Source organism: Fibrobacter sp. UWH1, from assembly GCF_002210365.1.
GTDB lineage: Bacteria > Fibrobacterota > Fibrobacteria > Fibrobacterales > Fibrobacteraceae > Fibrobacter.
In genome coordinates, this window is record NZ_MWQG01000003.1 from 87,726 (window position 1) to 112,125 (window position 24,400).

23 protein-coding genes and 1 tRNA gene are annotated in these 24,400 nt (G+C 51.4%); 11 read left to right on the plus strand and 13 right to left on the minus strand.

Annotation, left to right across the window (positions count from 1 at the left end; all coding sequences use genetic code 11):
- Positions 1 to 15: 15 nt before the first annotated feature.
- Positions 16 to 1,503 (minus strand): acetyl-CoA hydrolase/transferase C-terminal domain-containing protein, encoded by a 1,488-nt coding sequence (locus tag B7992_RS02385; RefSeq protein WP_249506063.1) that lies wholly within the window; start codon positions 1,501 to 1,503, stop codon positions 16 to 18.
- Positions 1,504 to 1,534: 31 nt separating this feature from the next.
- On the opposite strand from B7992_RS02385, the gene B7992_RS02390 reads away from it, so the two are divergent.
- Positions 1,535 to 1,954, plus strand: a complete 420-nt coding sequence (locus B7992_RS02390) for a GtrA family protein (RefSeq protein ID WP_073159790.1) — start codon at positions 1,535 to 1,537, stop codon at positions 1,952 to 1,954.
- Here the strand turns inward: B7992_RS02390 and B7992_RS17270 are convergent.
- Positions 1,941 to 2,711 carry an OmpA family protein gene (locus B7992_RS17270; protein WP_176421819.1) on the minus strand — a complete coding sequence of 257 codons (771 nt, stop codon included), beginning with the start codon at positions 2,709 to 2,711 and terminating at the stop codon, positions 1,941 to 1,943. The genes B7992_RS02390 and B7992_RS17270 overlap by 14 nt on opposite strands.
- Positions 2,712 to 2,823: 112 nt before the next feature.
- Here B7992_RS17270 and B7992_RS02400 point away from each other — a divergent pair, with 112 nt between their 5' ends.
- From B7992_RS02400 to B7992_RS02415, 4 genes are all read left to right on the plus strand, one after another.
- Positions 2,824 to 3,609, plus strand: a complete 786-nt coding sequence (locus B7992_RS02400) for an ABC transporter ATP-binding protein (RefSeq protein WP_073159787.1) — start codon at positions 2,824 to 2,826, stop codon at positions 3,607 to 3,609.
- On the plus strand, positions 3,609 to 4,814 hold the full coding sequence (locus B7992_RS02405) for an ABC transporter permease (RefSeq protein ID WP_073159785.1): 1,206 nt from the start codon (positions 3,609 to 3,611) through the stop codon (positions 4,812 to 4,814). Before B7992_RS02400 ends, B7992_RS02405 begins: the two co-directional genes overlap by 1 nt.
- Positions 4,815 to 4,878: 64 nt before the next feature.
- Positions 4,879 to 8,085, plus strand: coding sequence for a glycoside hydrolase family 9 protein (locus B7992_RS02410; protein WP_073159783.1), 3,207 nt, complete (start codon positions 4,879 to 4,881; stop codon positions 8,083 to 8,085).
- 164 nt (positions 8,086 to 8,249) lie between these two features.
- On the plus strand, positions 8,250 to 8,891 hold the full coding sequence (locus B7992_RS02415) for a bifunctional 4-hydroxy-2-oxoglutarate aldolase/2-dehydro-3-deoxy-phosphogluconate aldolase (RefSeq protein ID WP_073159875.1): 642 nt from the start codon (positions 8,250 to 8,252) through the stop codon (positions 8,889 to 8,891).
- 268 nt (positions 8,892 to 9,159) lie between these two features.
- On the opposite strand, the gene B7992_RS02420 is transcribed toward B7992_RS02415, so the two are convergent.
- Positions 9,160 to 10,026 carry a diguanylate cyclase gene (locus B7992_RS02420; protein WP_073159781.1) on the minus strand — a complete coding sequence of 289 codons (867 nt, stop codon included), beginning with the start codon at positions 10,024 to 10,026 and terminating at the stop codon, positions 9,160 to 9,162.
- Between the two features lie 84 nt (positions 10,027 to 10,110).
- On the minus strand, positions 10,111 to 10,935 hold the full coding sequence (locus B7992_RS02425) for a menaquinone biosynthetic enzyme MqnA/MqnD family protein (RefSeq protein ID WP_073159779.1): 825 nt from the start codon (positions 10,933 to 10,935) through the stop codon (positions 10,111 to 10,113).
- Between the two features lie 90 nt (positions 10,936 to 11,025).
- On the opposite strand from B7992_RS02425, the gene B7992_RS02430 reads away from it, so the two are divergent.
- Positions 11,026 to 11,316 (plus strand): hypothetical protein, encoded by a 291-nt coding sequence (locus B7992_RS02430; protein WP_073159777.1) that lies wholly within the window; start codon positions 11,026 to 11,028, stop codon positions 11,314 to 11,316.
- A gap of 54 nt (positions 11,317 to 11,370) precedes the next feature.
- Positions 11,371 to 12,444, plus strand: a complete 1,074-nt coding sequence (locus B7992_RS02435) for a glycoside hydrolase family 5 protein (RefSeq protein ID WP_088665517.1) — start codon at positions 11,371 to 11,373, stop codon at positions 12,442 to 12,444.
- A gap of 82 nt (positions 12,445 to 12,526) precedes the next feature.
- Here the strand turns inward: B7992_RS02435 and B7992_RS02440 are convergent, their stop codons facing one another.
- The 8 genes from B7992_RS02440 to B7992_RS02480 form a co-directional block, all read right to left on the minus strand.
- Entirely contained in the window at positions 12,527 to 13,048 is a 522-nt protein-coding gene (locus B7992_RS02440; protein WP_073235998.1) for a hypothetical protein, read from the minus strand.
- A gap of 362 nt (positions 13,049 to 13,410) precedes the next feature.
- Positions 13,411 to 13,734, minus strand: coding sequence for a hypothetical protein (locus B7992_RS02450; RefSeq protein WP_088665518.1), 324 nt, complete (start codon positions 13,732 to 13,734; stop codon positions 13,411 to 13,413).
- A 76-nt stretch (positions 13,735 to 13,810) separates the two neighbouring features.
- On the minus strand, positions 13,811 to 14,281 hold the full coding sequence (locus tag B7992_RS02455; protein WP_073159769.1) for a hypothetical protein: 471 nt from the start codon (positions 14,279 to 14,281) through the stop codon (positions 13,811 to 13,813).
- A gap of 56 nt (positions 14,282 to 14,337) precedes the next feature.
- Complete coding sequence (locus tag B7992_RS02460; protein ID WP_254917586.1) at positions 14,338 to 15,507, minus strand: glycosyltransferase family 2 protein; 1,170 nt, start codon at positions 15,505 to 15,507, stop codon at positions 14,338 to 14,340.
- Complete coding sequence (locus B7992_RS02465; protein WP_088658847.1) at positions 15,504 to 15,968, minus strand: DUF255 domain-containing protein; 465 nt, start codon at positions 15,966 to 15,968, stop codon at positions 15,504 to 15,506. The genes B7992_RS02460 and B7992_RS02465 overlap by 4 nt, the downstream gene beginning before the upstream one ends.
- Entirely contained in the window at positions 15,968 to 16,273 is a 306-nt protein-coding gene (locus B7992_RS02470) for a hypothetical protein (RefSeq protein WP_139258366.1), read from the minus strand. The genes B7992_RS02465 and B7992_RS02470 overlap by 1 nt, the downstream gene beginning before the upstream one ends.
- A gap of 167 nt (positions 16,274 to 16,440) precedes the next feature.
- Positions 16,441 to 17,367 carry a signal recognition particle-docking protein FtsY gene (gene ftsY / locus B7992_RS02475; RefSeq protein WP_073159763.1) on the minus strand — a complete coding sequence of 309 codons (927 nt, stop codon included), beginning with the start codon at positions 17,365 to 17,367 and terminating at the stop codon, positions 16,441 to 16,443.
- Between the two features lie 21 nt (positions 17,368 to 17,388).
- On the minus strand, positions 17,389 to 17,970 hold the full coding sequence (locus tag B7992_RS02480) for an ATP-dependent Clp protease proteolytic subunit (RefSeq protein WP_073159761.1): 582 nt from the start codon (positions 17,968 to 17,970) through the stop codon (positions 17,389 to 17,391).
- Between the two features lie 527 nt (positions 17,971 to 18,497).
- Between B7992_RS02480 and B7992_RS02485 the strand changes: the two genes are divergently transcribed.
- The 4 genes from B7992_RS02485 to B7992_RS02500 all read left to right on the plus strand — a co-directional run bounded on the left by B7992_RS02485 (position 18,498) and on the right by B7992_RS02500 (position 21,404).
- On the plus strand, positions 18,498 to 19,253 hold the full coding sequence (locus B7992_RS02485; RefSeq protein ID WP_073159759.1) for a type I 3-dehydroquinate dehydratase: 756 nt from the start codon (positions 18,498 to 18,500) through the stop codon (positions 19,251 to 19,253).
- A gap of 112 nt (positions 19,254 to 19,365) precedes the next feature.
- Positions 19,366 to 19,830, plus strand: a complete 465-nt coding sequence (locus B7992_RS02490) for a PTS sugar transporter subunit IIA (RefSeq protein WP_073159757.1) — start codon at positions 19,366 to 19,368, stop codon at positions 19,828 to 19,830.
- Positions 19,831 to 19,892: 62 nt separating this feature from the next.
- Positions 19,893 to 19,967: transfer RNA gene (locus tag B7992_RS02495), tRNA-Val, on the plus strand.
- A gap of 135 nt (positions 19,968 to 20,102) precedes the next feature.
- On the plus strand, positions 20,103 to 21,404 hold the full coding sequence (locus B7992_RS02500) for a TolC family protein (protein ID WP_073159755.1): 1,302 nt from the start codon (positions 20,103 to 20,105) through the stop codon (positions 21,402 to 21,404).
- On the opposite strand, the gene B7992_RS02505 is transcribed toward B7992_RS02500, so the two are convergent.
- The gene (locus B7992_RS02505; RefSeq protein WP_088665519.1) at positions 21,405 to 24,389 is read right to left on the minus strand and encodes a diguanylate cyclase; all 2,985 of its coding nucleotides are present in this window, start codon (positions 24,387 to 24,389) and stop codon (positions 21,405 to 21,407) included.
- Positions 24,390 to 24,400 lie beyond the last annotated feature (11 nt).

Below are 24,400 nucleotides of genomic sequence, written 5' to 3' on the forward strand. Positions count from 1 at the left end.
GCAAAAACAGCAAATTTAGAGCATGCTTCCCGTTTCCAGGAATTTCTCGTGCATTTCGAAAGCCCGGGAAAGAGCCAGCGGCACATGCACGCCCTTGGCATGCTTCAGGCTGAATTCCAGGAAATCGGTCAGAGGTTCCTTGAAATTGGGATGGGCGCAATTCTTGATAATCAGGCGGGCACGTTCTTCGGCGGGGAGGCCACGAAGGTCAGCCAAGCCCTGCTCCGTCACGAAAATCATGGTATCGTGATCGGGGTGGTCCACATGGCTCACATAAGGCACCACGGAACTGATGGTTCCATTCTTGGCCACAGAGGGCGTCATGAAAAATCCAAGCAGACAGTTGCGGGCAAAATCAGCGGAACCGCCGATACCGTTCATCATGGCGGAGCCTGCCACCAGGGAACTGTTCACGTTGCCGAAGATATCGACTTCAAGGGCGGTATTCATGGAGATAACGCCGATGCGCTTGATAACATCGGGGCTGTTGCTCACTTCCTGCTGACGGATCACCAGATGCTTTTTCCATTCCTCGGCATTGGCGACGAATTCCTTCTGGGTACTTTCAGACAAAGTAAGAGCCGTTCCGGAAGCAATCCCCAGCTTACCATTCTTCAGCAGCGGAAGAACCGCTTCCTGAATCACTTCGGTATAAAGGTCAATCTTGCTCAGGCGATCATCCGCCGCCATGGCAGAAAGAACAGCGTTAGCCACCTTGCCTACGCCACTCTGGTAAGCAAGCCCCTTCAGGAGTCGGCCACGCTTTTCCTCAAAGCGGACAAAGTCCAGGATGCGTTCGCCAATGTTGCGGGAAATTTCATCGGGCTCCACAAAGGGAGTCACTTCGTCGAAGCGGGACTGTTCTACAATGGCCACCACCTTCTCGGGATTGACGCAGGCAAAGGCCTCGCCCACGCGATCACCGGGCGCATCGATAGCCAGGGACTTGGCATGGGGCGGCAAATCCGGAAGTGCCACGTCGTGAATGCCCACGCAAGCATCGCCAAAGCGGGTATTCAGTTCCAGGATAACACGGTCTGCCATTTCCAGGTACGTTACGGAATTACCGCCAGACGTAGAAAGGCATACACGACCATCGGGAAGAATACAGGTCACCTCCACAATAGCTACCGTGGGGCGGGGCAGCGCACCGGTACGGATCCAGTAGCCCATCTTTCCAAGGTGTGCGTCAATATACTTGATGGAACCGCCATTAATCGCCTTGCGCAGCGCCGGATTGGACTGGTACGGCATGCGGAAACTGACCGCATCGGCGCGGGCCAGCGCACCATCGCAGCTATCGCCGGTCGATGCGCCAGAGAACAGCGTAATCTTGAAAGGCTCGCCATTGGCGTGGAGTCTTTCGGCACGTTCGGCAAGAGCGGTCGGCACCACCTTAGGGTAACCCGCCAAGGTAAAACCGGACACGCCAAGAACGTCCCCATCCTTGATCATTTCGGCAGCTTCCGCCGCAGAGCACTTTCTAGATTCGATCCATGACATAATGGGGTCAAAAATAATTATTTTGCGGGCCATGCTTCACTTTATCAAATACAATCTGATCGGAATCATGAACACTTTGATTACCCTGGCAGTCGTCTGGGTGCTGCATCAGCTGCTGGACTGGAATCTGGAGCTTTCCAACTTCCTGGGTTTTGTGGCCGGGGGCTGCAACAGCTACATCATGAACCGCATCTGGAATTTCAAAAGTTCCAACAAGAAGTCTGCGGAAATTACCCGATTCCTCATTGTATTTTTATGTGCCTACGGCCTGAACCTTCTGGTTCTGGAAGGATGCGTCTACGCCCTTGATAATTGGGGTCCGCTGGCCTCAAGCGCAAACTTGATTTCCAAGTTCATGAAACCCAGCTACTTCGCAAACATTGTTGCAAACGTAGTCTACGTATTGGCCAGTTTCACCCTCTACAAGAAGTGGGTCTTTACCAAACAATAAATTCGATGCGACGATTCGCCTTGCGGCCCTGCAAGGTTCCATTGTCGGCAACAGGACGGCTAGATCCAAGCCCCACCGCTTTCAGGCGACGGGCATCAATCCCCTTGCCAACCAAGTAGTCAACCACAGACTGGGCACGTTCCTGAGACAGCATCAAGTTGATGTTCTCGGGACCGGCGTTATCCACGTGGCCCTCGATTTCAAGTTTAATGGTGGGAGCGCCGATCAGGATGTCTACCAGGGAATCCAAGGCAGAAAAACTTGCCTTGGTCAGCTTGGCAGAGCCAGTCTGAAAATCAATTCGGCCCCTCAGATAATCCAGAGTTGAATTCCTGGAAACAGGGCAGCCAACGGAATCTACAATGGCATCGTAGGGTGTATTGGGACACTTGTCCACCTGGTCGGGAACACCGTCCCCATCATCATCACGGACACAGCCTCGTTCATTCACCAAAGCACCTACCGGACTGTTGGGGCACTTATCCAGATAATCGGGAACGCCATCCCCATCAGTATCCAGGGGGCAGCCAGTCTGATCTACGGGAGTTCCCGGTTCCGTACCGGGGCACAGATCCCTGGTATCGTAAACACCGTCATGGTCAGAATCCAAGGGGCAACCTAGGGAATCAACGGGAGTGCCCGGCCTTGTATTGGGGCACTGATCAATATCGTTGGGTACACCATCACTATCGCCATCTAAAGGCTGTGCTACAACCATGGCGCAAAATACAAACAAAATTGAAACGAGTCTTTTCATCCAAAATCCATTACTTAACTTAAGTAAACCCAAACTAACTCGCCTTCCAAAATTTAGTATTTTATCGTCCGCTGCAACCCCGTGGAATGTAAAAGCATCTAAAATTACGACTATGGACAACTCCCCTATCCTTTCTATACAGAACTTACGTCGCGACTTCAAGATGGGCGATGAAACTGTACACGCCCTGCGCGGAGTAAGCTTCGACATTCACAAGGGAGAGTTCGTCACCATCATGGGAACCAGCGGATCGGGCAAGTCTACCATGTTGAACATTCTTGGCTGTATGGATAAGCCCACCGCAGGCCACTACATTCTGGACGGGGAGCATACCGAAAAATTGAAGCGGGACGCCCTGGCAAAAATCCGAAACCAGAAGCTGGGTTTTGTCTTTCAGAGTTACAATTTGCTGAGCCGAACTACAGCTCTCGAAAATGTGGAACTGCCCCTCCTGTACAATTCAAAAGTTTCTGCTTCGGAGCGTCGCAAGCGAGCCGTCCGCGCTCTTGAAATGGTAGGGCTTTCCGACCGCATGAATCACCTGCCCAACCAGATGTCCGGCGGTCAGCAGCAGCGAGTGGCCATTGCCCGCGCCCTGGTCAACGATCCGGTCATTATCCTTGCCGACGAAGCCACCGGTAACCTGGACACCCGTACCAGTTACGAAATCATGAGCATCTTCCAGGACTTGCATAGGCAAGGGAAGACTATCGCCTTCGTGACCCACGAACCGGATATCGCCACCTTCAGCGGACGCACCATTACGCTGCGAGATGGCCTTCTAAAAAAAGACGTCATCAACGAGAATGTGGCCGACGCAAGGGCCGCCCTTGAGGCATTGCCCCCGCCGGAAGTTTTTGACGATGATTCAGAAGATCGTCGCGGGGAGGGCGCATAATGGGTCCTATAACCCTTGTTAAAATTGCAGTGAAGGCCCTGTTCCGCAACCGCATGCGAACCTTCCTTTCGGTGCTGGGCATCGTCATCGGTGTGGCCGCCGTGATTGCCATGGTAGCCATGGGCGAAGGCTCCAAGCAGTCCATCAAGGAACAGATGACCAGCATGGGCACCAATGCCATTATCGTCATGCCTAATCGCGACCGTCGCGGCGGCGTGCAAACGGAATCCGCAGTTTCCCTAGAAGAAGAAGACGTTATCGAAATCCGCAACAGGGCACAGTTCATCAATGGCGTATCGCCCATGATTACCGCCAACGGCCAGGCCATTGCAGGAAACAACAACTCCCCCACCCAACTCAGCGGAATTTCCAGCGACTACCTCAAGATCCGCAACTACGAAATCGAGGACGGCGTCATGTTCGACGACGAAGCGGACCGGATGTCCAAAGTCTGCGTCATCGGCCAATCTGTCATCAAGAACCTGTTCCCCGATACAGACCCCATCGGAAAGACCATCCGATACAAGAGCATCCCACTGAAGGTCATCGGCACATTAAAGGCCAAAGGCAGCGGTGATTTCGGGCAGGACCAGGATGATGTCATCTTCACGCCCTACCAGACGGTAATGAAGCGTTTTAACGCCACCACGGAAATCCGCCAGATTTACGCAAACTCCATCGGCGAAGGCTACGCGGAACAGGCCACAGAAGAAATCATGGGTATCCTGAAGGAACGTCGCAGCTGGACAAAGCCCACGGACCCCTTCCGAATTTTCACCCAGGAAGAAATGATTACCATGATGACCAACACGTCCGATATGTTGTCCTTAGTCCTTACGGCAATTGCGGGCATCAGCCTTCTGGTTGGCGGTATCGGCATCATGAACATCATGTACGTTTCCGTTACGGAACGTACCAAGGAAATCGGCCTGCGCATGGCTATTGGCGCACGCGGTCGCGATATACTCTTGCAGTTCCTGATTGAATCCGTCATGATCAGCCTGCTGGGCGGTCTCATCGGAATCGGTCTCGGCATCGGAGCCTCTCAGGCAGTCAAGTCCATACTGAACTGGCCCATGAGCGTTTCCATTACCAGCGTGGTGGTCAGTTTCGGCGTCTGTTTTGTGACTGGAGTATTCTTCGGCTGGTACCCTGCACGAAAGGCAAGCCGCCTGGACCCCATAGATGCTTTAAGGTTCGAGTAACATACTTTTTACTTGCATTCTTATAAAGGTTAGCTATTATTACCTTGTGAACAACGAGGTATTAATGCGTCACCCCAAAAAGAAAACCCTGATAGCCGCTTCCGCCATTGCAGCACTTTCTGCAACCGCCTTTGCAGCTACCACCCCCTATGACCTGATTCGCCCCACCTGGCCCCTGACCTGGGACGCCAAGGCTCTCGACAATTTCGAGCCGAATGCAAAAAAGGATAACGTCCTGCCCGAAGAAAAGACCCCGGCAAACTTCAAGGCCGGAGCCCTCATGCCTGACACCCTGGACCAGGCCTATCTTGACGTCATCAACACGACCATCTCTCCCATTCGCGTAAACCAGGCCGGCTACCTGAAGAGCGATACGGAACGTCAGTTCTATTTTATCGGCACCGCCAAGGAATTCGAAGTCGTCGATGAGAACGGCAAGTCCTTAAGCAAGAAAATTACCGGGACCCTCACGAAGACTTCCGAAGAAACCACCTCCAGCTGGCTTATCGTCGCAGGCACTGACGCAACTATTAGCGATCATAAACGCTACTCTGTCGAGTTCAACGGCCCCTCCGGAAGTATCCTCGTCGGAAACATTCCCCAGTCCGTCCCCACCGACAAGCGCCTCCGCATCAAGGTCGGTGACGAGATCTCCAGCACCTTCATCGTAAGCGAAGACGTCTACACCATGGTGAAGGATGCGGCCATTAAATTCTTTGGCATCCAGCGCAGCGGCAATTCCGATTCCTGGTTCCATGGTCCGAGCCACGTCAAGGACGGCGCAGGCAAGGTGGTCCTCGACGAAAAAGTAGTCTCCGGTGTAACAACCAATGAAGGCGACCTGCAGGGTGGCTGGTACGACTGCGGTGACTACCTGAAGGAATCCCAGACCCAGGCTTACGCATTTGCAAATCTTGCCGTCGCCGCGGTCTCCAACCCCTCCAAGGACGTTGACCATTATGCATACAACCACGGGGAATTCGTAAAGACCGACAACGTTCCTGACGTTCTTCGCGAAGCAAAGCACGGTGCGGATTTCTTCCTGAGATCATTCAAGGCTGCCAATGGCGTTGTCGACAACATGGCCGTTTCCGTGGGTAACTTCGGTAGCGATCACGGTTCATGGGTTCGCCCTGAACTTCAGGACTACATCGTCATTTCGATGCGCGGCGGTCCCGCAGATCGCGACGTCCGTCTCGGCGAACTGGGTTCCAATATTTCCGGTCAAATCGCGGCTGGCCTTGCCATCCTGAGCAAGGACTACGCCAAATACGACAAGGACTTCGCCGACTCCTGCCTGATGGTCGCCGAAAAGATGTACGACTTCGCCAAGAACCTGGCACTTGGCAACGACTCCTATGACAAGGGGAAGAAGTTTGTTTACAACACAATGGCCGCAGGATGGAGTACCCCAGCCTACAACGGCAATAATGAATATCACGACGATCTCGCCCTGGCAGCGATCGCCCTCCACTACGCCACTTACGAAAAGTCCGGCAAAATGGATTACCTGAACGACGCCGTCGAAGATACGGAAATCGGGACAGATCAGATGAGCAGAAGCTTCGCCTTCAATGGCGGCTGGATGGCCCATGGTCGAAACGGCATGTTAAAGTCCAGCAGGAACACCAGCTGGGCAAACGTCAACACGCTGACACTCTATGCTTTCTACAAACTGTTGCTGAAGGATTCAAAGACCGCAACCAAGTACGGCATCTCCGATGAAAAACGTCTGGGATATGCAGAAAAGGTAGCAAGCACCATGGCCATCAACCTGCAAAATCTTTCGAACTCCGGCACAAGTAGCATCGAACTTCCTGTCAGCCAACTCTCAAGCGAATCCGGAGCCATCAGCTATGACGGTGCATGGTATAGCATGCAAACGGATCAATCATGGATATATAACCGCTATCAAGCGGGAAATATCTTTGAAGTCCTCGCCCTTGCCGATATCGCCAAGGACCTGGAAAAGGTAAAGCTTCCGACATTGGGCACCTTGAACTGGAACTCCGAAAAACTGCATCAGTTGGGTATCAACCAGCTGAACTACATGCTAGGCGTCAACCCCTGGGACGTTTCCTTCATTTACGGCGTTGGCGACAAGAACGACAACCATCCCCACCACAGAATATCAAACCCCGAAGGACGTAATGCACGAGGTAGCGTCGCATACAAGTACGTACGACCCGTTGGAGGTCTTTTCGGAGGAATCATTCCTGGTGCAGAAAATTCCATTAGTCCTAGCTCGTTGAGCTGGGAAGACTATCATCTTTCCGAGACTTGCCTCGATGGATCTGCTGCACTTGTCTCTGCCTTGACAATCGTCAGCAACGGCGGCGACGACTACTTTGAAAAGAAGTGCGACAACTGCAACAAGAATCCCGACATTTTCCAGGCAGACAACATTCACGTCGGTGCATACCATTACGAGTTCAACGAACTGGACTACTTGACCATCAGCTTCAGCAACAGCACCCTGAAGAGAATGGACAGCGTTGTTACATACGTCTACTTTGACGCAACCGAAGATGACGTCGAAAACTGCAACGTACTGTTCAACCTGTCAATCTGCCAGGCCTACGACCAGGGCGGATTCAACAGGCCTTGCAGCAACGAAGACGAGATTCGCAAGGAACTGAGAAAAAACAATCCCCAGAAGATCAAGGATACCTACGACAAGAAATCCAAGACCTACACCTGGGCACTCCCCATTGTTCTGGACTCCTTAGGTATCGGCCGATATGTCCGTCTCGACCTTAGCGTAACCTCCGGTACAAAGGTTAGCGGAGCCTGCGAATACGCTCTTGAGCCCGCAAAGGTAGACTTCACCAAAGGCTGGAGCTTCAAGTCGCATACCGCAAGCAACAGCATGCCCGCCTACGATGGAATTTCCGACAAGGATAAGGATTACATCGAAGTCCAGGAAGCGCCTGATGCTCCCTACATCGTACTCCGCAGCCAGGGCAAACTCATCTGGGGTTATGGTCCCGCAGACGAAACCAGCGACCGCGTAGGAGTCCGCAAGATTGCCGCTCCTGCCGCAAATGCAAAGATGATCGTCAACGGCCGAGGCCTCTATGTAGTTGCACCTGCACAGGGCACAAAGACCCTGAAGGTCTTCGACATGCTGGGCAACCAGCTCATGGCACAGACCTTCGAAGGGACTTCCGCACAGGTCAGCCTCGCAAAGCTTCCTCATCGTAGCGCCATGGTTGCACGCCTCATGTCCGGCGAGAAGGTTCTTGCCGCCAAGGCATTCAAACTGAAGTAATCCATCAAATTACATCAAGCGTAAAGAACGTCGGCTACAAAAAAGCCGGCGTTTTTCATTTTGCGGAAAAGTCGCAGAAAACGACAAGCACATCCCCTTAGACCCATGTGAGATTTTTCATGCAAAAAATCCAATCCAATTTTTTTTGCACTATATTTATTGCCATGGAACTACTTGAATTTTTGAAAGACATGCCGGTCATCGGCATCCTTCGCGATATCCCCCGGGGATCCGAAGAACTCTGTGCACAGACTGCGGCCAAGTGCGGTCTTAAGGCTATTGAAGTCACCATGAACACCGACAATGCCGCAGAAATCATTACGGCACTGAAGGCCGCCTGCAAGCCCTACGGCATTACCGTCGGCGCAGGCACCGTGCGCCATGATAGCGACCTGGAAAAGGCCATGCACGCAGGCGCCAACTTCATCGTAACCCCAAACACCCGTAGCAACATCATCCGCACGGCGGCAGGCTCCAAGACCCCGATTATCCCCGGAGCACTGACCCCCACCGAAGTGCAGAAGGCCTACGACCTGGGCGCAACGGCCGTCAAGATTTTCCCGGTAGATTGCGTTGGCGGTCCCAAGTACATCAAGGCTTTGCGCGGTCCCTTCCGCGACATACCCCTGCTGGCCTGTAGCGGCGTGAACGCCGAAAATGCCGGTGAATACATCAAGGCAGGCGCCAACCTGCTGGCATTCGGCGGAAGCATCTTCAGCGCCAAGCTGATGAAAGAAGGTAACTGGGAAGAAATCGGCAAGCGCCTGACAGAATTGCTGGACGCTGTACGCGCAGCCCTTAAGTGAGGGCGCGCGCGGAGCGCGCTTCCAGGCTTCAGGTATGAGGTATGAGCTCGGGCCTGCGACTCCTTTCAGCGGTGAGCTATGAGCTAGATAATCGCACCAACGGCGCCCTGTTCAGTCATGAGCGTTCAGCTTTGAGCCATGAGTTTTTATAATCGCACCAACGGCGCCTTACTTTAACTCATAACTCATATCTAGTTATATCATCCCACAATTAAAGGACCCGGATTTCTCCGAGTCCTTCTTTAAACTGTCAGCTATAAGCTCTCCGCTATTTTTCACTTTTCATCTTCTTTTTACATTCGTACATAGATACATCTGCACTGTGAAGCATGTCGTCCATTTCGGAGTAGTCTTCAGAAGAGTGTGCGATACCATAAGCGAAAGTCACCTTCTGATCGACGATGGTAATTGCGTTTGCAGCCCTTTCCATACGTTCGACACAAATGAAGGCCCCCTTCTTATCGGTTTCGGGGCAGAGGATCATAAACTCGTCACCGCCCATGCGGAAGAACAAGTCGGAATCGCGGAGCAAAGCCTTGACGGAATTCACCACGGAACGGAGCATCAAATCGCCAGCCTGGTGGCCATAGCGGTCATTCACCTGCTTAAGTCCGTTCAAGTCAAAATAAATCAGGGAGAACTGCGTTCCATAACGGCGTGCGCGAGAGAAAAGTTCGCGGAGTGAATTCATGCCGTGGCGTCTGTTGTAGCAGCCGGTCATGTCGTCCGTCAGGGAAATATCGCGCAGATAGCGCAGGGAACGGGACAGTCGAATATGCACATTGACGCGGGCCAACAGAATGTCTTCCACGGCATTCTTGCTCACAAAGTCAGACGCACCTGAATGGAATCCCTTAGTCACGCTTTCGGTATCTTCACGGCTCGTCAAGAAAATCACCGGCAGATCATCCAAGGCATAACGCTGACGGATTCGAAGACAGACTTCGTACCCGTTCATGCTAGGCATGTTAATGTCAAGAAGAACCAGGTCAACGCAGTTTAATTCCAAATACTCCAGGGCCTCTTCGCCAGAGGTACAGGCAGTAACATTATAACCCACGTGAGTCAGAAGGTTGCGGGTACGCTCAAGAACTTCCGCACTATCATCAACGATGAGAATCTTTTCTTCGACCATTTTATCCCTATCTTTGTCTCTTAACCTTTTACACACACACCAACAGAGACATACTAAAAATAGATTTTCAAGGGACCAAAGTCATCACCGTTCTTGTAAAAATTCCAATACCGGAGCGGCCTGAACAAGCCCCAAATCTGCGGCATACCTAAAGAAAAGGTTCAGGGACTCCTTGCGTTCCTCGGTAAAACGGTAATCCAGGGCCGAGTAGTAACTTTCAATAACGGGGCGGGGCAAGTTGACAGGATAACGGGCAAGCCATTTATCTAGGGCCGCAGAAGGCCTAGCGCTAAATGTTTCGATACTGTTCCTGGTCGCATCCATGTACCGCAGGAGAGTCGGGCGCAGTTCGTCGGACAAAGCCTCCTTGGCAATAATCCAGGCGCCAAAGACGAAGGGCAATTTCTGCCAGTCCTGCCACAAGGTTCCAAGGTCGTAACTGTAGGCGAACCGGCGACGTTCATTTTCTTCAAGGGCCTGATCGCCAATAAGCAGGCAGGCGTCATCCCCAGGCTGATACGCCCCATCCACATAATCAGGACGCAGACCGAAGCGAGTCTCCAGCAAGATCCGCAAAAGCGTCACGGACGTCTTGCTCTGGGCTGTCATACGCACCCGCTTCCCCGACAGTTCCTGGACCGGCAGATTTGAAAACAACTTAACGGAACGGACTTCAAAGGAGCAGGAAGTGCAGAGCGTCGGAGACAGCACAAAAGCCCCCGGTTTCTGGGCAAAAGTAATGGAAGATGCCGGGGAAAGGTGGATAGATCCATCTTTTAGACCCGCACAATGGGCGCTAGGTGGCCCATCCACAAAATCTACATCGCCAAATTCGGATTCGCGGCCCAAAAAGTCGTGAAAAAAGGGTGCACAGACCAAAAAAGGAATTCGTCCTACTCGCAAAGTCATATAAAAAAATTAACTTTTCCCAAAGCCTTACAACAGGCTGGATTTAATAAACTGAGGATTAACTGAAGTATAAATAGTGGCTAAAGTACAATGGCTGTATTTCACGTAAAGAAAACCTCCCTTGGCGAAGACCAGAATACTCTGGTGTTCAAGGGTAAGATTATTGAAGGCCCCATCAGCAAGGGGATGACCATCGAAATTCCCGTTACCCAGGAAGCTGTGGTAAAGATGAAGATTTATGATGTCGCCCTGTTCGAAAAGCAGAAGGACGACGAAAAGAAGGTTGGCCTGATCGTTGACTTTAACGGACTTCCCGACGACATGGAAGTAGTTCTCGGTCTGAACATTGCAGACGAAGACCTGAATATCGTTAACGAGTAAAGTTTCTCAATCGGCCGTCAATTCCGACGGCCTCAACTCAAATGGGATGGTAACATGATTAAAGAAAGACTGCGGGGAGTTAATTTGGGCGGCTGGTTCAGTCAGGTAGACTGCATCCAGGAAAAAGATCCCGTGGGTTTCCCTGGGATCATCCAACACGTAAAGACCTTCCTCGGTGTGGAAGATTTCAAGCGCATCCGCAATGCTGGGTTCAACCACGTCCGTCTGCCGGTGGACTATTTCAACATGTTCGACGGCGAAGAACTGAAGCCCAACGAAGAAATGTTCGCCCTGCTGGACAAGGCCCTCAAGGAAATCCAGGCTGCAGACCTGGATGTCATCCTGGACCTGCACAAGTGCCCCGGCCATGACTTCCACCTGGCCAGCTACGAAGAACAGGCTTTCTTTGTCAGCGCCGACGCCCGCAAGGACACCAACAAGGTCTGGTCTTATCTGGCAGAACGCTACAGCGGTGAATCCCGCGTCATGATGGAACTGCTGAACGAACCTGCAGCAGGCGACTCCAAGGTCTGGGACAAGGTGAAGGATGAAATCTTCTGGACCATCCGTAAGCACGCCCCCAAGAACACCATCGTGGTCGGTGCCAACAAGTGGAACAGCGCCCGCGAATTCCAGTACCTGACTCCGCTGGACGACGACAACGCTATCTATAGCTTCCATACCTACACTCCGGTGACATTCACCCACCAGGGTGCCGCATGGATCAAGGACCCGTTCTTCCACATGGAACGCCCCTGGCCCGGTGACTATGCCGCCCCTGTCGATGACGGTTGCACCCGCCTCGACGTTGAATATGGCAAATGGGACAAGGCCCGCCTGCAGGCAAGCATCCAGAACGCTCTGGATTTCCGCCGCAAGTACAACCTGCCCGTCGCCTGTAACGAATTCGGCGTCTACGTCCAGGTGGCCCGCAAGTACCAGATGGCATGGATGCGCGACTTCATGGAAATCCTCCGTGACGCAGATGTCGGCTACAGCTACTGGAACTACAAGAACCTGGACTTCGGTATCGTATCCAAGGGCGAATCCCTGCACAACAACCTGGCCCAGTACAACAATCCGGAACGCCTCGACAGCGAACTCATGGAACTGCTGGCAAAGGGCTAGAATTCAGGCGTCAGGATTTAGGTATCAAGTATCAGGCGCCAGGCCGCATAGAAAAGGCTCCAGTTAAACTGGAGTCTTTTTTTTAAAAGTCAGCAACGATACCTAGACCCACGGGGAAAACAAGTTTATCATTATCGAGTCTGCCATAAAGCTCGTCAAAATTTGTATAGTAGCCGCCATCTCCAGCAAGGAACTGGAACCCAACTTCAACATAGGCTCCCAGATGCTTTGTTATCAGGTACTGAAAACCCAGGCCGAAAACCAGACGCCAGTAGTCAAACCTTCTGCAGGTTTCCTCCACATCGGCAAATTCACCATCTTCCAACCTAATCCTAAAGCCCTCCACTTCACCGGTCATCCAATCGGAGGAATGGAATACATAGGCGCCGGACAGTCCACTGAAACGATAGGCGACACCCATTCCACCAAAAAAATCATAATCGGTGCTAAAGTTCGACAAGTGGATGTTCGCAGAAAAATGATCATCCATCATGGTGTACCCGACACCGACTATTCCATGATAAGGTCCAAAACCGAGAGAAGCCTCAATTCCGGCAAAACTCAAACTGGCAAGAACCGATAGCAAGAAAACAAGTTTCCTCATAAACAACCTCCTATTCATTTTTTCCACTAACGCTTTAAAGACGGAACTATGTTACACAATGCTGGAGTACCTCCTGGCCTGTACGCAAAAGCCGAAGCCGCGCATATTCCCATGCGTAGTAATAAGTTCGCTTCATTTTTGGGCTGATTAGCCATAACCGTAGAACTATCAAAAACAAATTCTTTTATCGTATCAGAAAATCCAGACAGATTTACGGACAACGAATCCGACTTCACGGAAGCCTCTTTTGGAGCGACTTTAATTAATTGCGCAAGGCAGATTCCTTGAAAAAAAAGAACTACCAAAAGCATAAAATAGATCTGTATAGGTTTCATCATAGAGTCTCACCAGCACAACATTATTCAGCGATAAGAAAGAGTATACTTTGAAACAATCGCTTTACGAGTTTCGCTTGTTAAATTCTTGCTTGTTTTAGCCTTAAATTCCAAATCTTTATGTTTTACATAATGCAATCCAATCACTCCGTATTCAGATGCTTTAGTAAAATTCGTATTTTCCATGGGAAGTTTTTGCACATGAAAAATTTCCATATCTATCATAACCACAATAACGCCATAATAGAGTAAACTATTTTTTTCATTCTTTGTTCTCCTTATCATTTGGCCCAAAGAATATAGCACAATTTTTCTTAAGTTGTTTACAATAGTGCAATTTTTCACACGCATTTATAAACTTAAAAAGGACTCCCCCACGGGAGCCCTTTTTTAAATGCAATAACGTTACCGATTAGCGGAGCGCAGCTTACAGTTCAATGAGAATGCCGGCTTGCACGTAAACGTATCCGTGGCCGTCGTGTTCCAGGAATTGGTAGCCGCCCATCAGCATGATAGAGGAATAGTCCCCATTCTTGATGTCAACGCCACCCCCTGCGCGCCAGAACATCTGATGGTCCGATCCGATCAGGTAGCCCCAATCGCCCGTTGCCACAGGAAGCATCTGACTGCCAATAGGCAAGCGCACCCAGGCACTGGCCGCAATCGGCACAAGGGACACATTGTCCAGTTCCTGATAGCCGCTACCGACACCCACAAAAAGCATCTGATCGATGGGGAACCAGAAATGGCCGTAAATGTTCAGGTTAAAACTGGTAATGTCGCTCCAGGCGTTTACCACACCGCCCTGCACATCCATGGTAAAGGCTCGGGCAGGAGTTGCGCCAAATCCGGCAACCAGTGTGAGCGCCAAGGCAAGACTCGCAAGCAGACGTTTCATACAAATTCCTTCTCGTTTTAAAATCAGACGTTCCGATCTAGCGATTCCACAAAAAACTAGGCTTCATCATCGCTTCGGGCTTCGCGTGCCCAGCCGCCACTTTTCTCGCGACCAAAGGCCATAAAGAATCCCTTAAGCATGGCGAAGTTCATCAAGAGGAAATAGTATCCGCTAGGAACAATCTTGAAGATCGCCACAAGAAGTCCAAGGACAAAGGCACCAAAGAAAATCTGGTACACCAGGCCGCTGGTCAGCAGAAGAACGTTGGAGATAAACAGCAAGATAAAGATGTGCGCAGAGAACCAACGCAGAATTTTATGAGAAAAAAAGAGGTAGGCGGTCAGGGGTCGGAACGGGTTCAGCAAAGGCAAGTAGGAGAACAGGAAGTTGAAATTGGCGCGGCCGATACGGACCTTGCGGCGGTATTCACCTGTAGATTCCTTGGAGGTCTGTTCCGTGCCGATAGCACTAGAAACGAAGGTGCAATAGTAACCCTTCTGCAAGACCTTGGTGGCAATAAAGAAGTCATCCATGACGCTCTTCTTCACCGGCAGTTCCGTATAAAGTTTACGGCGGATGGCATAGAGAGCGCCGTTGCCGCCAATCAGACGGTCCAGCACACCTTCGAACTTCTTGATTTCAGATTCCAGATCCCAGTAGGAGCTTTCGCCGCGGCCAAGAACGCTTCCGCTCTTGTCAGAAAGAATCAGGTGACCGCAGGCGCAGCCGATCTTTTCATCCTGGAAGGCGCGGACAAGTTTACGGACTACGTTAGGGAAAAACATGGTGTTGGCATCGCAAAGCAAGAGGATGTCATTCTTGGCGATTCCGTTAAGACGGTTCAGCATGGCGGCCTTGCCTGCATTCTTGGGAGCCTTCACCAAAGTGATTCCCTGGTCGGCATAGCGGGCGACAATTTCTGCAGTGCGGTCCGCAGAACCGTCATCGCCGATCAGAACTTCCAGCTTTTCCTTGGGGTAATCAATCTCAAGAATGTTCTGGATCTTGCGTTCGATAACAGCCTCTTCGTTGTAGGCAGAAATCAGGATAGACACCGTAGGCAGCTCACCGTCAGAGGCATCGCAGGACTTCTTGCGCTTGAAAAGCTCGCTGACAAAAGGAAGCGTTACAGGGAACAGCAGATAGCAGTGGATCAACAGCACCAGCATCGTCCAAAAGACAATCTGAACACCAAAGAGGAAATTTTCACCCATCAATTCGCTCATCGGGATATCCATTCCTTTTCTTTTTCTAGAAACTTGAGAAGCAATTCAAGCATCTCCTGGGGCGACATGGAATCCGTCACCGTCAGAATGCTCATGCCTTTCGGAGCCACCAACACAAAGGCGGGCAATGCGTTCAGCTCCCACACATCAAAATAACAACGTTGCACGGTATTCTTCTGACCGTCGCACATAATGGAATCCTGGGAATCCGCATCAAGCTTCACCGGGTAGAAGTACCGGTTCAGCGCATCAGCCACCATAGGATTCATATACACGTTCTTGTCCATGACACGACAGGGAACGCACCAGTCCGCATATAAGTCCACGAACACCAGCTTGGGTTTGGACTTAGCCAGCGCGAAGGCCTCGCTGTACCCCATCCAATGGACCAGGCTCTTAGGTTCCTGCGGGTCGGCAAAGGCGCAGACCGCGGCAAACAAGATCAAGAACAGGAGTCGCATCAGTCATCACCTCCCTTAGGCTTCCTTTGCTGAAGCATAGGATTCGCGGGCTTAACCGGAGGAGAATGGGGAACCGATTTGGAAGCCCTGACATTATCTTCCTTGCGGTCCGCCAACAAAGTGTCTAACTGAGCCACCACGGCCTTCTGGAATACGACCCACTGCCTTTCATCGTCCAGCAGTTTTTCGGTCTCGGCCAGGAACTGTTCGCGGGTATAGCCATGCTTCTTGATGATTTCCTGACGCAGAATACGGGCCGACGGAGAATCTGCCCCAAACGTCATTTCCACCACGCGCATTTCCACAAAGGCGTCCACAAAATTCGAATTATACGATTCTTCTTTTTGGCATGACGTCAGAAAGGGTAACGCAAACAATAAAACAACGGCGCCAAGGCGCCTAGCAAAAAACGCAAAAGAAGGGGCGGCAAGACGCCCCTCCTCAAAACATGCTTTTTTGCAAGACAAAAACATTAGCCTTCGCTCTTTTCGTCCAGTGCGTTTTCGAAGAGTCCGTCTACGTATTCACGCTTGTTGAACTCCACCAGCTGGTCGATGCGTTCGCCCATGCCAATCCAGCGGATAGGAATCTGCAGGGAGCTGGCGATAGAAAGCACGGCGCCACCGCGGGCGGTACCATCCAACTTGGTCACCACCAGGCCCGTCAGCGGGAAACTCTGGTTGAAGATCTTGGTCTGGTTGATGGTGTTCTGTCCGGTATTGCCGTCGATGACCAGCCACATGTCGTGGGGCATATCCGGATTTACCTTCTTGATGACGCGGACAATCTTCTTCAGTTCTTCCATCAGGTAGTCTTTATTGTGCAGACGTCCAGCCGTATCGATCAGAACCACGTCGCAACCGCGGGCCTGGGCAGCCTGGCAGGCGTCATAGGCAACCGCAGCCGGGTCAGAGCCTTCCTGATGCTTCACGAATTCCGCACCGGAACGTTCGGCCCAGGTTTCCAGCTGGTCGATGGCAGCAGCACGGAAGGTATCGCAGGCAGCGATCATCACCTTCTTGCCTTCGCCAATAAGACGAGCCGCAAGCTTGCCGATGGTCGTGGTCTTTCCGGCGCCGTTCACGCCAATCACCAGAACCACATGGGGCTTACCCTTCAGTTCGAACTTGGGAGGATCCTTCAGAAGGCGTTCCGCCTCGTTACGCATAATATCAAGGACCTGCTCCGTAGTCAGGGACTTGCCCAGGGCGTTTTCGCGGAGGGCGTCGGTCAGGAGGAATGCCGCCTCCACGCCAACGTCGGCCTTGATCAGATGTTCTTCAAGATCTTCCAGGGTGTCGTCGGTAATCTTACCGGCGCCAACAATACCCTTCAACTCCCCGATCAGGGCGTCGCGGGTCTTGGCAAGACCATTCTTAATGGCTGAAAAAAATCCCATAGTTTTCTCGCGGGCAATAAATTAAAGCTTGCTTTCGACGATATCAACCAGGCCGTACTTCTTGGCCTCTTCGGCACTCATGAAGTTGTCGCGTTCTGTATCGCGGTCGATTTCTTCGATGGTGTGGCCAGAAGTTTCTGCAAGAATCTTGCCGGTGATGTTACGGATGCGCAGCATTTCTTCGGCCTGAATCTGGATATCGCTTGCGGGGGCAACGATTTCGCCGTGGATCAGGGGCTGGTGAATCATGATGCGGGCATTGGGCCATGCATAGCGCTTGCCCTTGGCACCGGAAGTCAGCAACACGGCACCCATAGAGGCAGCCTGGCCACAGCAAACGGTAACCACATCGCTCTGGATGGCGTTCATGCAGTCATAAATAGCGAGACCACTAGAAATAACGCCACCGGGGCTGTTGATATAAAGAGTAATATCGTCGTGATTCAGGGAATCCAGGTAAAGAAGCTGCTTCACGATACGTTCGGCACTTTCATCATCCACGCCGCCCCAAAGGAAAATGCGACGGTTGTTGGCCAAGTATTCCTCGGCCTTCTTCATCATGTCCGGAGTCTGGGCTTCTTTCTTTTCGTTACAATCTGCCATAAATAGCATCCTTTAATGCAATCTTTTTGTTCAAGGTTAATATTAGCAATTTATATATCGTCAGATTTTTAAGAACTGTCAAAAAGGAGTGAATAGTGAAGGGAGGGTGTCATTCTGAACTCGTTTCAGGATCCCACTGTTTTTAATTATGAATTACGAGATATGAATTGCAAATTATAAAGTTAGGCACCACCGACGCGATTATCTAGCCATGAACACATGGGTATGTGTGTGCAATAGTGAATCCGCTATAAATTACGATTATGAACCTCATAATTCATATCTCGTATCTGATATCTAGATCCTTCGCTTCGCTCAGGATGACAGCCAAGCGCCTGTAGCCTGTTGCCTCATACCTGACACCTAATTCCGGCACCACCGACGCGATTATTAAACTCATGGCTCAAAGCTGAACGCTCATGGCTGAACAAGTCGCCTCCGGCGCGATTATCTAGCTCACCGCTCACAACTCATCGCTCATCACTAAAGGCGCCCCCTCCCCCCGCTCCTTTGCTATATTTACGCCCATGACCAGTTCAACCAAGTATCTTGTCGGCCTCATTGGCCCCGCCGCCCTAGAAGCCGCAGAAAAAGACGCCAACCATCCGGTTCGCAAGGATTTTGACCGCTGCACCGCCGTAGAAATCCGTTACGATTTCTTTGAAGAAAGCCAGTGGCCAGGCCTCTCCACCCGCGTCCGCAAGGTAGCTCCCGGCAAGCTGCAGATCGGCACCATCCGTCTCAAGCACGACGGCGGCACCTTCCCCGATGCCCGCGTGGTAGACCGCATGGAACTGTGGAGCAAGATTCTGGATGCCGCCGAAGTCCCCGAATGGCTGGACCTGGAACGAGACTACCTGGCCAACTACAGCAAGCTGCACGACATGGCCGCCCTCCGCAGGGTCAAGCTGCTCATTTCGGAACACAACTTCGAAAGGGTTCCTAGCGACGCCGAACTGGAAGAATACGCCAAGGAACTGTTGCAGTTCAAGGCACCCGGTCTGAAGATCGCCGCCATGAGCAATTCCGAAAACGACTGCGACCGCCTCTACAAGTTCATCAAGAAGAATTTCAAGAAATTCGAACTTTTCGCCGCCTTCGGCATGGGCGAAACCGGCAAGGTCAGCCGCCTCTGGAGCCTAAAAGAGGGCGCAAATCTGACCTACGGCGCCATCGGAAAGGCCGAAGCACCCGGCCAAATTGATGTCTTGACCATGAAAAACGCCCTGGAAAGCGAAACTGCACTCAACTCGCAGACAGAATTATTGGCTTTTTTACGTTAAAAACGGCAATTTTTAATATTTTCTGACTACATCTGCATTTGGGGACTCCCCAAATGCGATTTTTTTTCTAAAATATCTATTTATAGACATTTACAAAAGGACTAAGGACAATATGCGTCTTTCCGAAAGATTTGTTGACAATTGCATCTTGATCAATTCCGCCAGCACCACCAAGGAAGCTATCCTGAACGAGCTGGTGGACACGCTCTGCAGTGCCTACAAACTGGATCACCGCAACGAAATTTTCGATGCAGTATGGAACCGCGAGCAGAGCCGTTCTACCGGTATCGGTTGCGGACTGGCCGTACCCCACGCCAAGATTGACTACGTGGACCGCATGTGCATGGTGGCAGCCACCATCGAAAACGGTCTGGACTTCGCTTCTTTCGATGGCGAACCGGTCTACCTGATCATCCTCATTGTCAGCCCGGGCAACACCGTTGGCCCCCACCTGAAGGCCCTGTCCTCCGTCAGCCGTCTGCTAGCCGATGGCGGCGTCCGTAAGGATTTGATTGCCTCCAAGACCCCGGCTGAATTCCTGACCATCCTCAAGGCCGCCGAAGATAAGTACCTGTAAGGCAAAACTCATCTTGTCCCTTGACAACCCCAAAAGTTGTTTATATATTTGGCTCACACTTCGGACGGTTAGCTCAGTTGGTTTAGAGCGCTGCTTTCACACGGCAGAGGTCATTGGTTCAAATCCAATACCGTCCACTGAAAAAAGACCTGGCAATACGCCGGGTCTTTTTCTTATTGCCACCATAGCCACACCACTTTTTCTATTTTGTATTCGCCGTTCGCCACGATTGCCCGAGGCAACGAAACCGCCACCTCAGGCATCCAAAGGTCATGATCAACTCGAAAGCATTTTTCTACGGATTTATCGCCAGTGCAACCGCGCTCTGGGCAGCAAACGGCACATGGACCCTCGAAGAATGCCTTGATCAGGCCAAAAAGGCAAGCCTCTCCCTGGAAGCAGCCAAGCTCAGGGAACAGTCCGCCGACATTTCTGTAAGGCAGGCCCAGGCTAGCGGCGGCCCCACTGTCAGCGCAAGCATCGGCAACTCCATTTACGACCGCCCCCTGGCCGCCCACCCCCAGGACCACTACCGTTTTTCTGTAGGCGTTTCCGGCTCCTATACCCTCTGGGATGGCGGATCCTCCAAGCTGAACACCGAAGCGTCTCAGCTGTCCAAGGAAGCCACAGTCCTCGCCACCAAGCAGACCGAGCGTTCCATTCAAGAAAGTGTGCTGAACGCCTACATGAGCCTGCTGGCCGCCCAGGAAAACCTGCGCACCGCCGACGCCTCCGTCGAACTGGCCCAAGCCGAATTTGAAAATTACGGTAAGCTGTACGAAGCGGGCTCCGTCACCAAGAAGGATTTGACCCAGTCCCAGTCCAGCGTTTTGCAGAAACAAGTTTCCCAGCTGACCGCCCAGCTGAATGTCAGCACCGCCAAGACCACCCTGCGCCAGCTTATGGAAGTGGACGCCAGCGACAGCATGAACGTGGTGGCCCTAGAGGCTAACGTTTCTACCCCCGACTCCCTAGAGGCTCTTCCGCCCTACGAACAATTACAGGCAGACGCACGTATTGCGAACCCGGGTCTAAAATCAGACAGTATTTCCGTGAAGGCCGCCAAGAAGAACACCGAAGTGGCCGGCAAGAATAGCTCCATTACCGTCACTCTGGGCGCAAGCTCCACAACAGGATTTACAGGTTTTGAGTCAGACCAGTACGGCAAACAGATGAAGGAAGGCTGGACAAACACGCTTTCCCTGAACATCAATATTCCCATCATCGATAACGGCTCCACCGAAAACAAGGTGCTGCAGGCCCAGGTGAACGAAGCCTCTTCCCAGGTAGCCCTCCAGGAATCCGCAAAAAATCTGGAGAACAACATCGAGAAGCTGTACATCAACGCCATGAGTGCCGATATGCAGTGGAAGGCCGCCAGCCTCCAGGTCGATGCCGAAACAGAAGCCCTGGCCGTCGCCGAAGAACAGCGCAACGCAGGCGCCCTCACTTATACCGATTATCTTTCCCAGAAAAACAACTTGGAAAAAGCCAAGGTCACCTTGACCAACGCCAAGTACACAAGCCTTCTGGCCCGCAAGCTCCTGGAACTTTACCAGGGCAAGCTGGACTAATTACTGGCGAACAGAAAGTCTGGAACGACCGTTTTCCTTAGACTTGTACAGAAGCCTATCAGCAGACTGATACAGTTCATTGAAGGTGTTCATCTCTTCGTTAGAGATAATGGCACCCATAGAAAGGCTGGTTCCCTTTGCAGCCATCTTCAAGGTCATGTTGATCTTATCGAAAATCTGCTGGGCGCGTTCATACATAAATTCATCGGAGCTTTCTTTCTTAAAGAACAGGGCTGCCGCAAATTCATCGCCGCCCATACGTCCGGCAATGTCATCTCGACGCAAGGAAGAAAGCAAGGTCTGACCGATAAGATTCAGGAACTCGTCACCGGCGACATGGCCATAGGTGTCGTTGTATTCCTTGAATTTGTCTACATCCAGCATCAACAGCATCACCTTGCACTTGCCTTCCAGCAACTTGAATTCCGTATCACTCTTGAAGGCGTTTCGGGTCAACAGGCCGGTCAGGGAATCCCTGCGGTAAGCATTTTCCCACTGAGCCTGCTGACGGCGAACCTTGTTACGTTCCATGTCAGCCATGATACGCAAAGTATAGGTGTCCGCCACATCGGCCACAATGACCTCGGCACGACCGGACCTGGTGGCAGAATCAAAATAACGACGACCGTAGCACAGTACGTAAATAACAGAACCGTCCTTACGCATGATACGATGTTCAAAGAACGCACTGGGATTCTTGCCAAGCGCTTCTGTAATCTGGCAGACATATTCGGTACGGTCTTCAGGCGGCAGCAAGTCCGTCTGGTTCATGCGATTCTTTTGAATATCCAACGCACTAAATCCAGTTAGACGTTCAAAGTCCTTGTCAAAATCAATAATGTTATTCTGCTCGTCCAGGGTATAGCGGACATAGCGCAGGTTATGCACACTATGGAAGGAATTGGCAGAACTTGCACCTTGAGTCAATTCATCCCTGACCACTTCACGGACTTCTTCGGAAACCGCCTCGGCCACTTCCGAAGCCTTGGAAGGCAGCGCCTCGATCATCTGGATGAATTCAGAAACAATGTTGGGGTCGAACTGAGTACCGGCGCAGCGCTTCAGTTCCTCGATAGCCACATCCTGAGGCAGGGCCTTACGATAGGCACGGGTATTCACCATGGCATCAAAGGCATCCACCACCGCAATAATTCTAGAAAGCAGGGGGATCGATTCGCGGGCCAGACCATCCGGGTAACCGGCACCATCCCAACGTTCATGATGGTGCAAAATCATATCGGCGATACCGCAAAGTTCCGGAGAACTCTGGGCAATCTGATAACCCTTCACCGGATGAGTTCGCAGAGTATCCCATTCTTCGGCAGTCAGCTTGCCGGGCTTGTTCAAAATTTCAAGGGGAACACCGATCTTGCCAATATCATGCAGGAGGCACAGCAGGGAAAGGTCGCTCAACTGCACGTCGTTCAGGCCGATACGGCGGCCAAGTTCCGCGCCCATCAGCTGAGTTCTGCGGACATGTTCCTCGGTATCGTTGTCACTTTCCTGCAGGGCCTGCACCAGGGAATTCAGGATTACGGAATGGTTGGATTCCTTACACAGCAGTTTTTTCTGCTTAAGTCCCTTTATGGCAAGACCTATGCCTTCCAGCATATTGTCGGAACTTCTACATACGCTGACACCATACTGGATTTTAGGTTCAAACTTTTCTTCCAGCGCCTTCAAGGAGTCAACAACTATTTCTTCGGACCCACCGGCGCAGAATGCAATGAGAATAGCATCTTGACCGCGAACAAAATAGGCATCATCCGGGAAATAGTTACGCATCAAGTCTGCCAGTTCCTTAATGCAACGGTCACCGGCATGCCGGCCCTTAGAGCCGTTAATAAACGACAAGCCCATAATGTCGCAGGCAAGAACAACCAGGTCTCCGCGAGCAACGTCCTTGTTTTCTTCGGAATAGAAAACGAAATCATCCCAGTTATGGAAACCGGTCAGAGGATCCGTCGCGAGAACCGCATTGGAGAACATGAACAGTCGGCCAATGATGCGGCCACGCTTATTACGCAACGTTCTAAAGTCGCAACGCAGAGGCTTCTTGCCGGCATCTGTTTCGGCATAGCACTGCACCACGTAATTCTCGTAATTGTCCTTGATGTTCACGCCGCACATATCGGTGAATTCACGCAGCGGCAGCATATCCCTAAATTTAAGCCTAGGGAACTGCTTATACACCATATCGTTGTAGAGAATCAGACGGTTTTCGTAATCAAACAGCATGAGCCCCTGGTCGATATTCTCGAAGACACTCATCTTGAACAGATTTGTCATGCCCTTGATAGAATACTGGAAGCAGGCCCAATAGAACGCATAGGCGCCAATGCTATAGCCAAGAATGGAATAATCAAGGAAGTTGTACTTGGAAAGACCCGGCAGGAACAGGAATACGGCATTGATCGCCACAATGGAAACTACACCTGCGACGGCATAAAGGAACTGCCTCTTATATTCCAGGGGAACACTGACCAACTTATAAAGCAAGAAGTAAACGCAAGTCGCCACCATGGCGTAGCAGAAAAACAGATGCACGTAGAAAAGGCCATGCATGTTATAGCTGTACTTGGCGAATTCCGTTGCACGGGGAACATAGCTTATGGCGATTTCACAGAAGGGATTAATGGCAAAGACAATGATATCGACAAGAATAATGAAATGGGCGGCCATGAAATGCCCCCTACCAACAGCCGAGTTCCTAAACTTGCAAAAATCACGAATGAACATCACGAGGCAGAGCAGCATGATGTCGATACACACGAAATAGACGCTGGACAGGCAGGAATATACGAAGTAATCGTCAACAAGAACGCTAACCAGATAGCTCAAGTCCACAAAGGCGCAGCCAACACAGGTCGCACCCAAGGCCTTCCCCTGAACGCCACCCTTTCTAAAAGAGACAATGGCCAGGAGAGAATCCAACACCGCAATAAACAGCGAGGCAACAATATATCCAATCAGGAAATTAGACAAAAAAACTCCGC

Coding starts and splice junctions, on each gene's coding strand:
- B7992_RS02400 (WP_073159787.1), top strand. CDS start 2,824: ATGGACAACTCCCCTATCCTTTCTATACAGAACTTACGTCGCGACTTC.
- ftsY (WP_073159763.1), bottom strand. CDS start 17,367: ATGGGATTTTTTTCAGCCATTAAGAATGGTCTTGCCAAGACCCGCGAC.
- B7992_RS02425 (WP_073159779.1), bottom strand. CDS start 10,935: ATGACTTTGCGAGTAGGACGAATTCCTTTTTTGGTCTGTGCACCCTTT.
- B7992_RS02430 (WP_073159777.1), top strand. CDS start 11,026: ATGGCTGTATTTCACGTAAAGAAAACCTCCCTTGGCGAAGACCAGAAT.
- B7992_RS02455 (WP_073159769.1), bottom strand. CDS start 14,281: ATGAAACGTCTGCTTGCGAGTCTTGCCTTGGCGCTCACACTGGTTGCC.
- B7992_RS02485 (WP_073159759.1), top strand. CDS start 18,498: ATGACCAGTTCAACCAAGTATCTTGTCGGCCTCATTGGCCCCGCCGCC.
- B7992_RS02465 (WP_088658847.1), bottom strand. CDS start 15,968: ATGCGACTCCTGTTCTTGATCTTGTTTGCCGCGGTCTGCGCCTTTGCC.
- B7992_RS02420 (WP_073159781.1), bottom strand. CDS start 10,026: ATGGTCGAAGAAAAGATTCTCATCGTTGATGATAGTGCGGAAGTTCTT.
- B7992_RS02385 (WP_249506063.1), bottom strand. CDS start 1,503: ATGTCATGGATCGAATCTAGAAAGTGCTCTGCGGCGGAAGCTGCCGAA.
- B7992_RS02410 (WP_073159783.1), top strand. CDS start 4,879: ATGCGTCACCCCAAAAAGAAAACCCTGATAGCCGCTTCCGCCATTGCA.
- B7992_RS02435 (WP_088665517.1), top strand. CDS start 11,371: ATGATTAAAGAAAGACTGCGGGGAGTTAATTTGGGCGGCTGGTTCAGT.
- B7992_RS02500 (WP_073159755.1), top strand. CDS start 20,103: ATGATCAACTCGAAAGCATTTTTCTACGGATTTATCGCCAGTGCAACC.
- B7992_RS02490 (WP_073159757.1), top strand. CDS start 19,366: ATGCGTCTTTCCGAAAGATTTGTTGACAATTGCATCTTGATCAATTCC.
- B7992_RS02450 (WP_088665518.1), bottom strand. CDS start 13,734: ATGCGTGTGAAAAATTGCACTATTGTAAACAACTTAAGAAAAATTGTG.
- B7992_RS02405 (WP_073159785.1), top strand. CDS start 3,609: ATGGGTCCTATAACCCTTGTTAAAATTGCAGTGAAGGCCCTGTTCCGC.
- B7992_RS02480 (WP_073159761.1), bottom strand. CDS start 17,970: ATGGCAGATTGTAACGAAAAGAAAGAAGCCCAGACTCCGGACATGATG.
- B7992_RS02390 (WP_073159790.1), top strand. CDS start 1,535: ATGCTTCACTTTATCAAATACAATCTGATCGGAATCATGAACACTTTG.
- B7992_RS02415 (WP_073159875.1), top strand. CDS start 8,250: ATGGAACTACTTGAATTTTTGAAAGACATGCCGGTCATCGGCATCCTT.
- B7992_RS17270 (WP_176421819.1), bottom strand. CDS start 2,711: ATGAAAAGACTCGTTTCAATTTTGTTTGTATTTTGCGCCATGGTTGTA.
- B7992_RS02460 (WP_254917586.1), bottom strand. CDS start 15,507: ATGAGCGAATTGATGGGTGAAAATTTCCTCTTTGGTGTTCAGATTGTC.
- B7992_RS02440 (WP_073235998.1), bottom strand. CDS start 13,048: ATGAGGAAACTTGTTTTCTTGCTATCGGTTCTTGCCAGTTTGAGTTTT.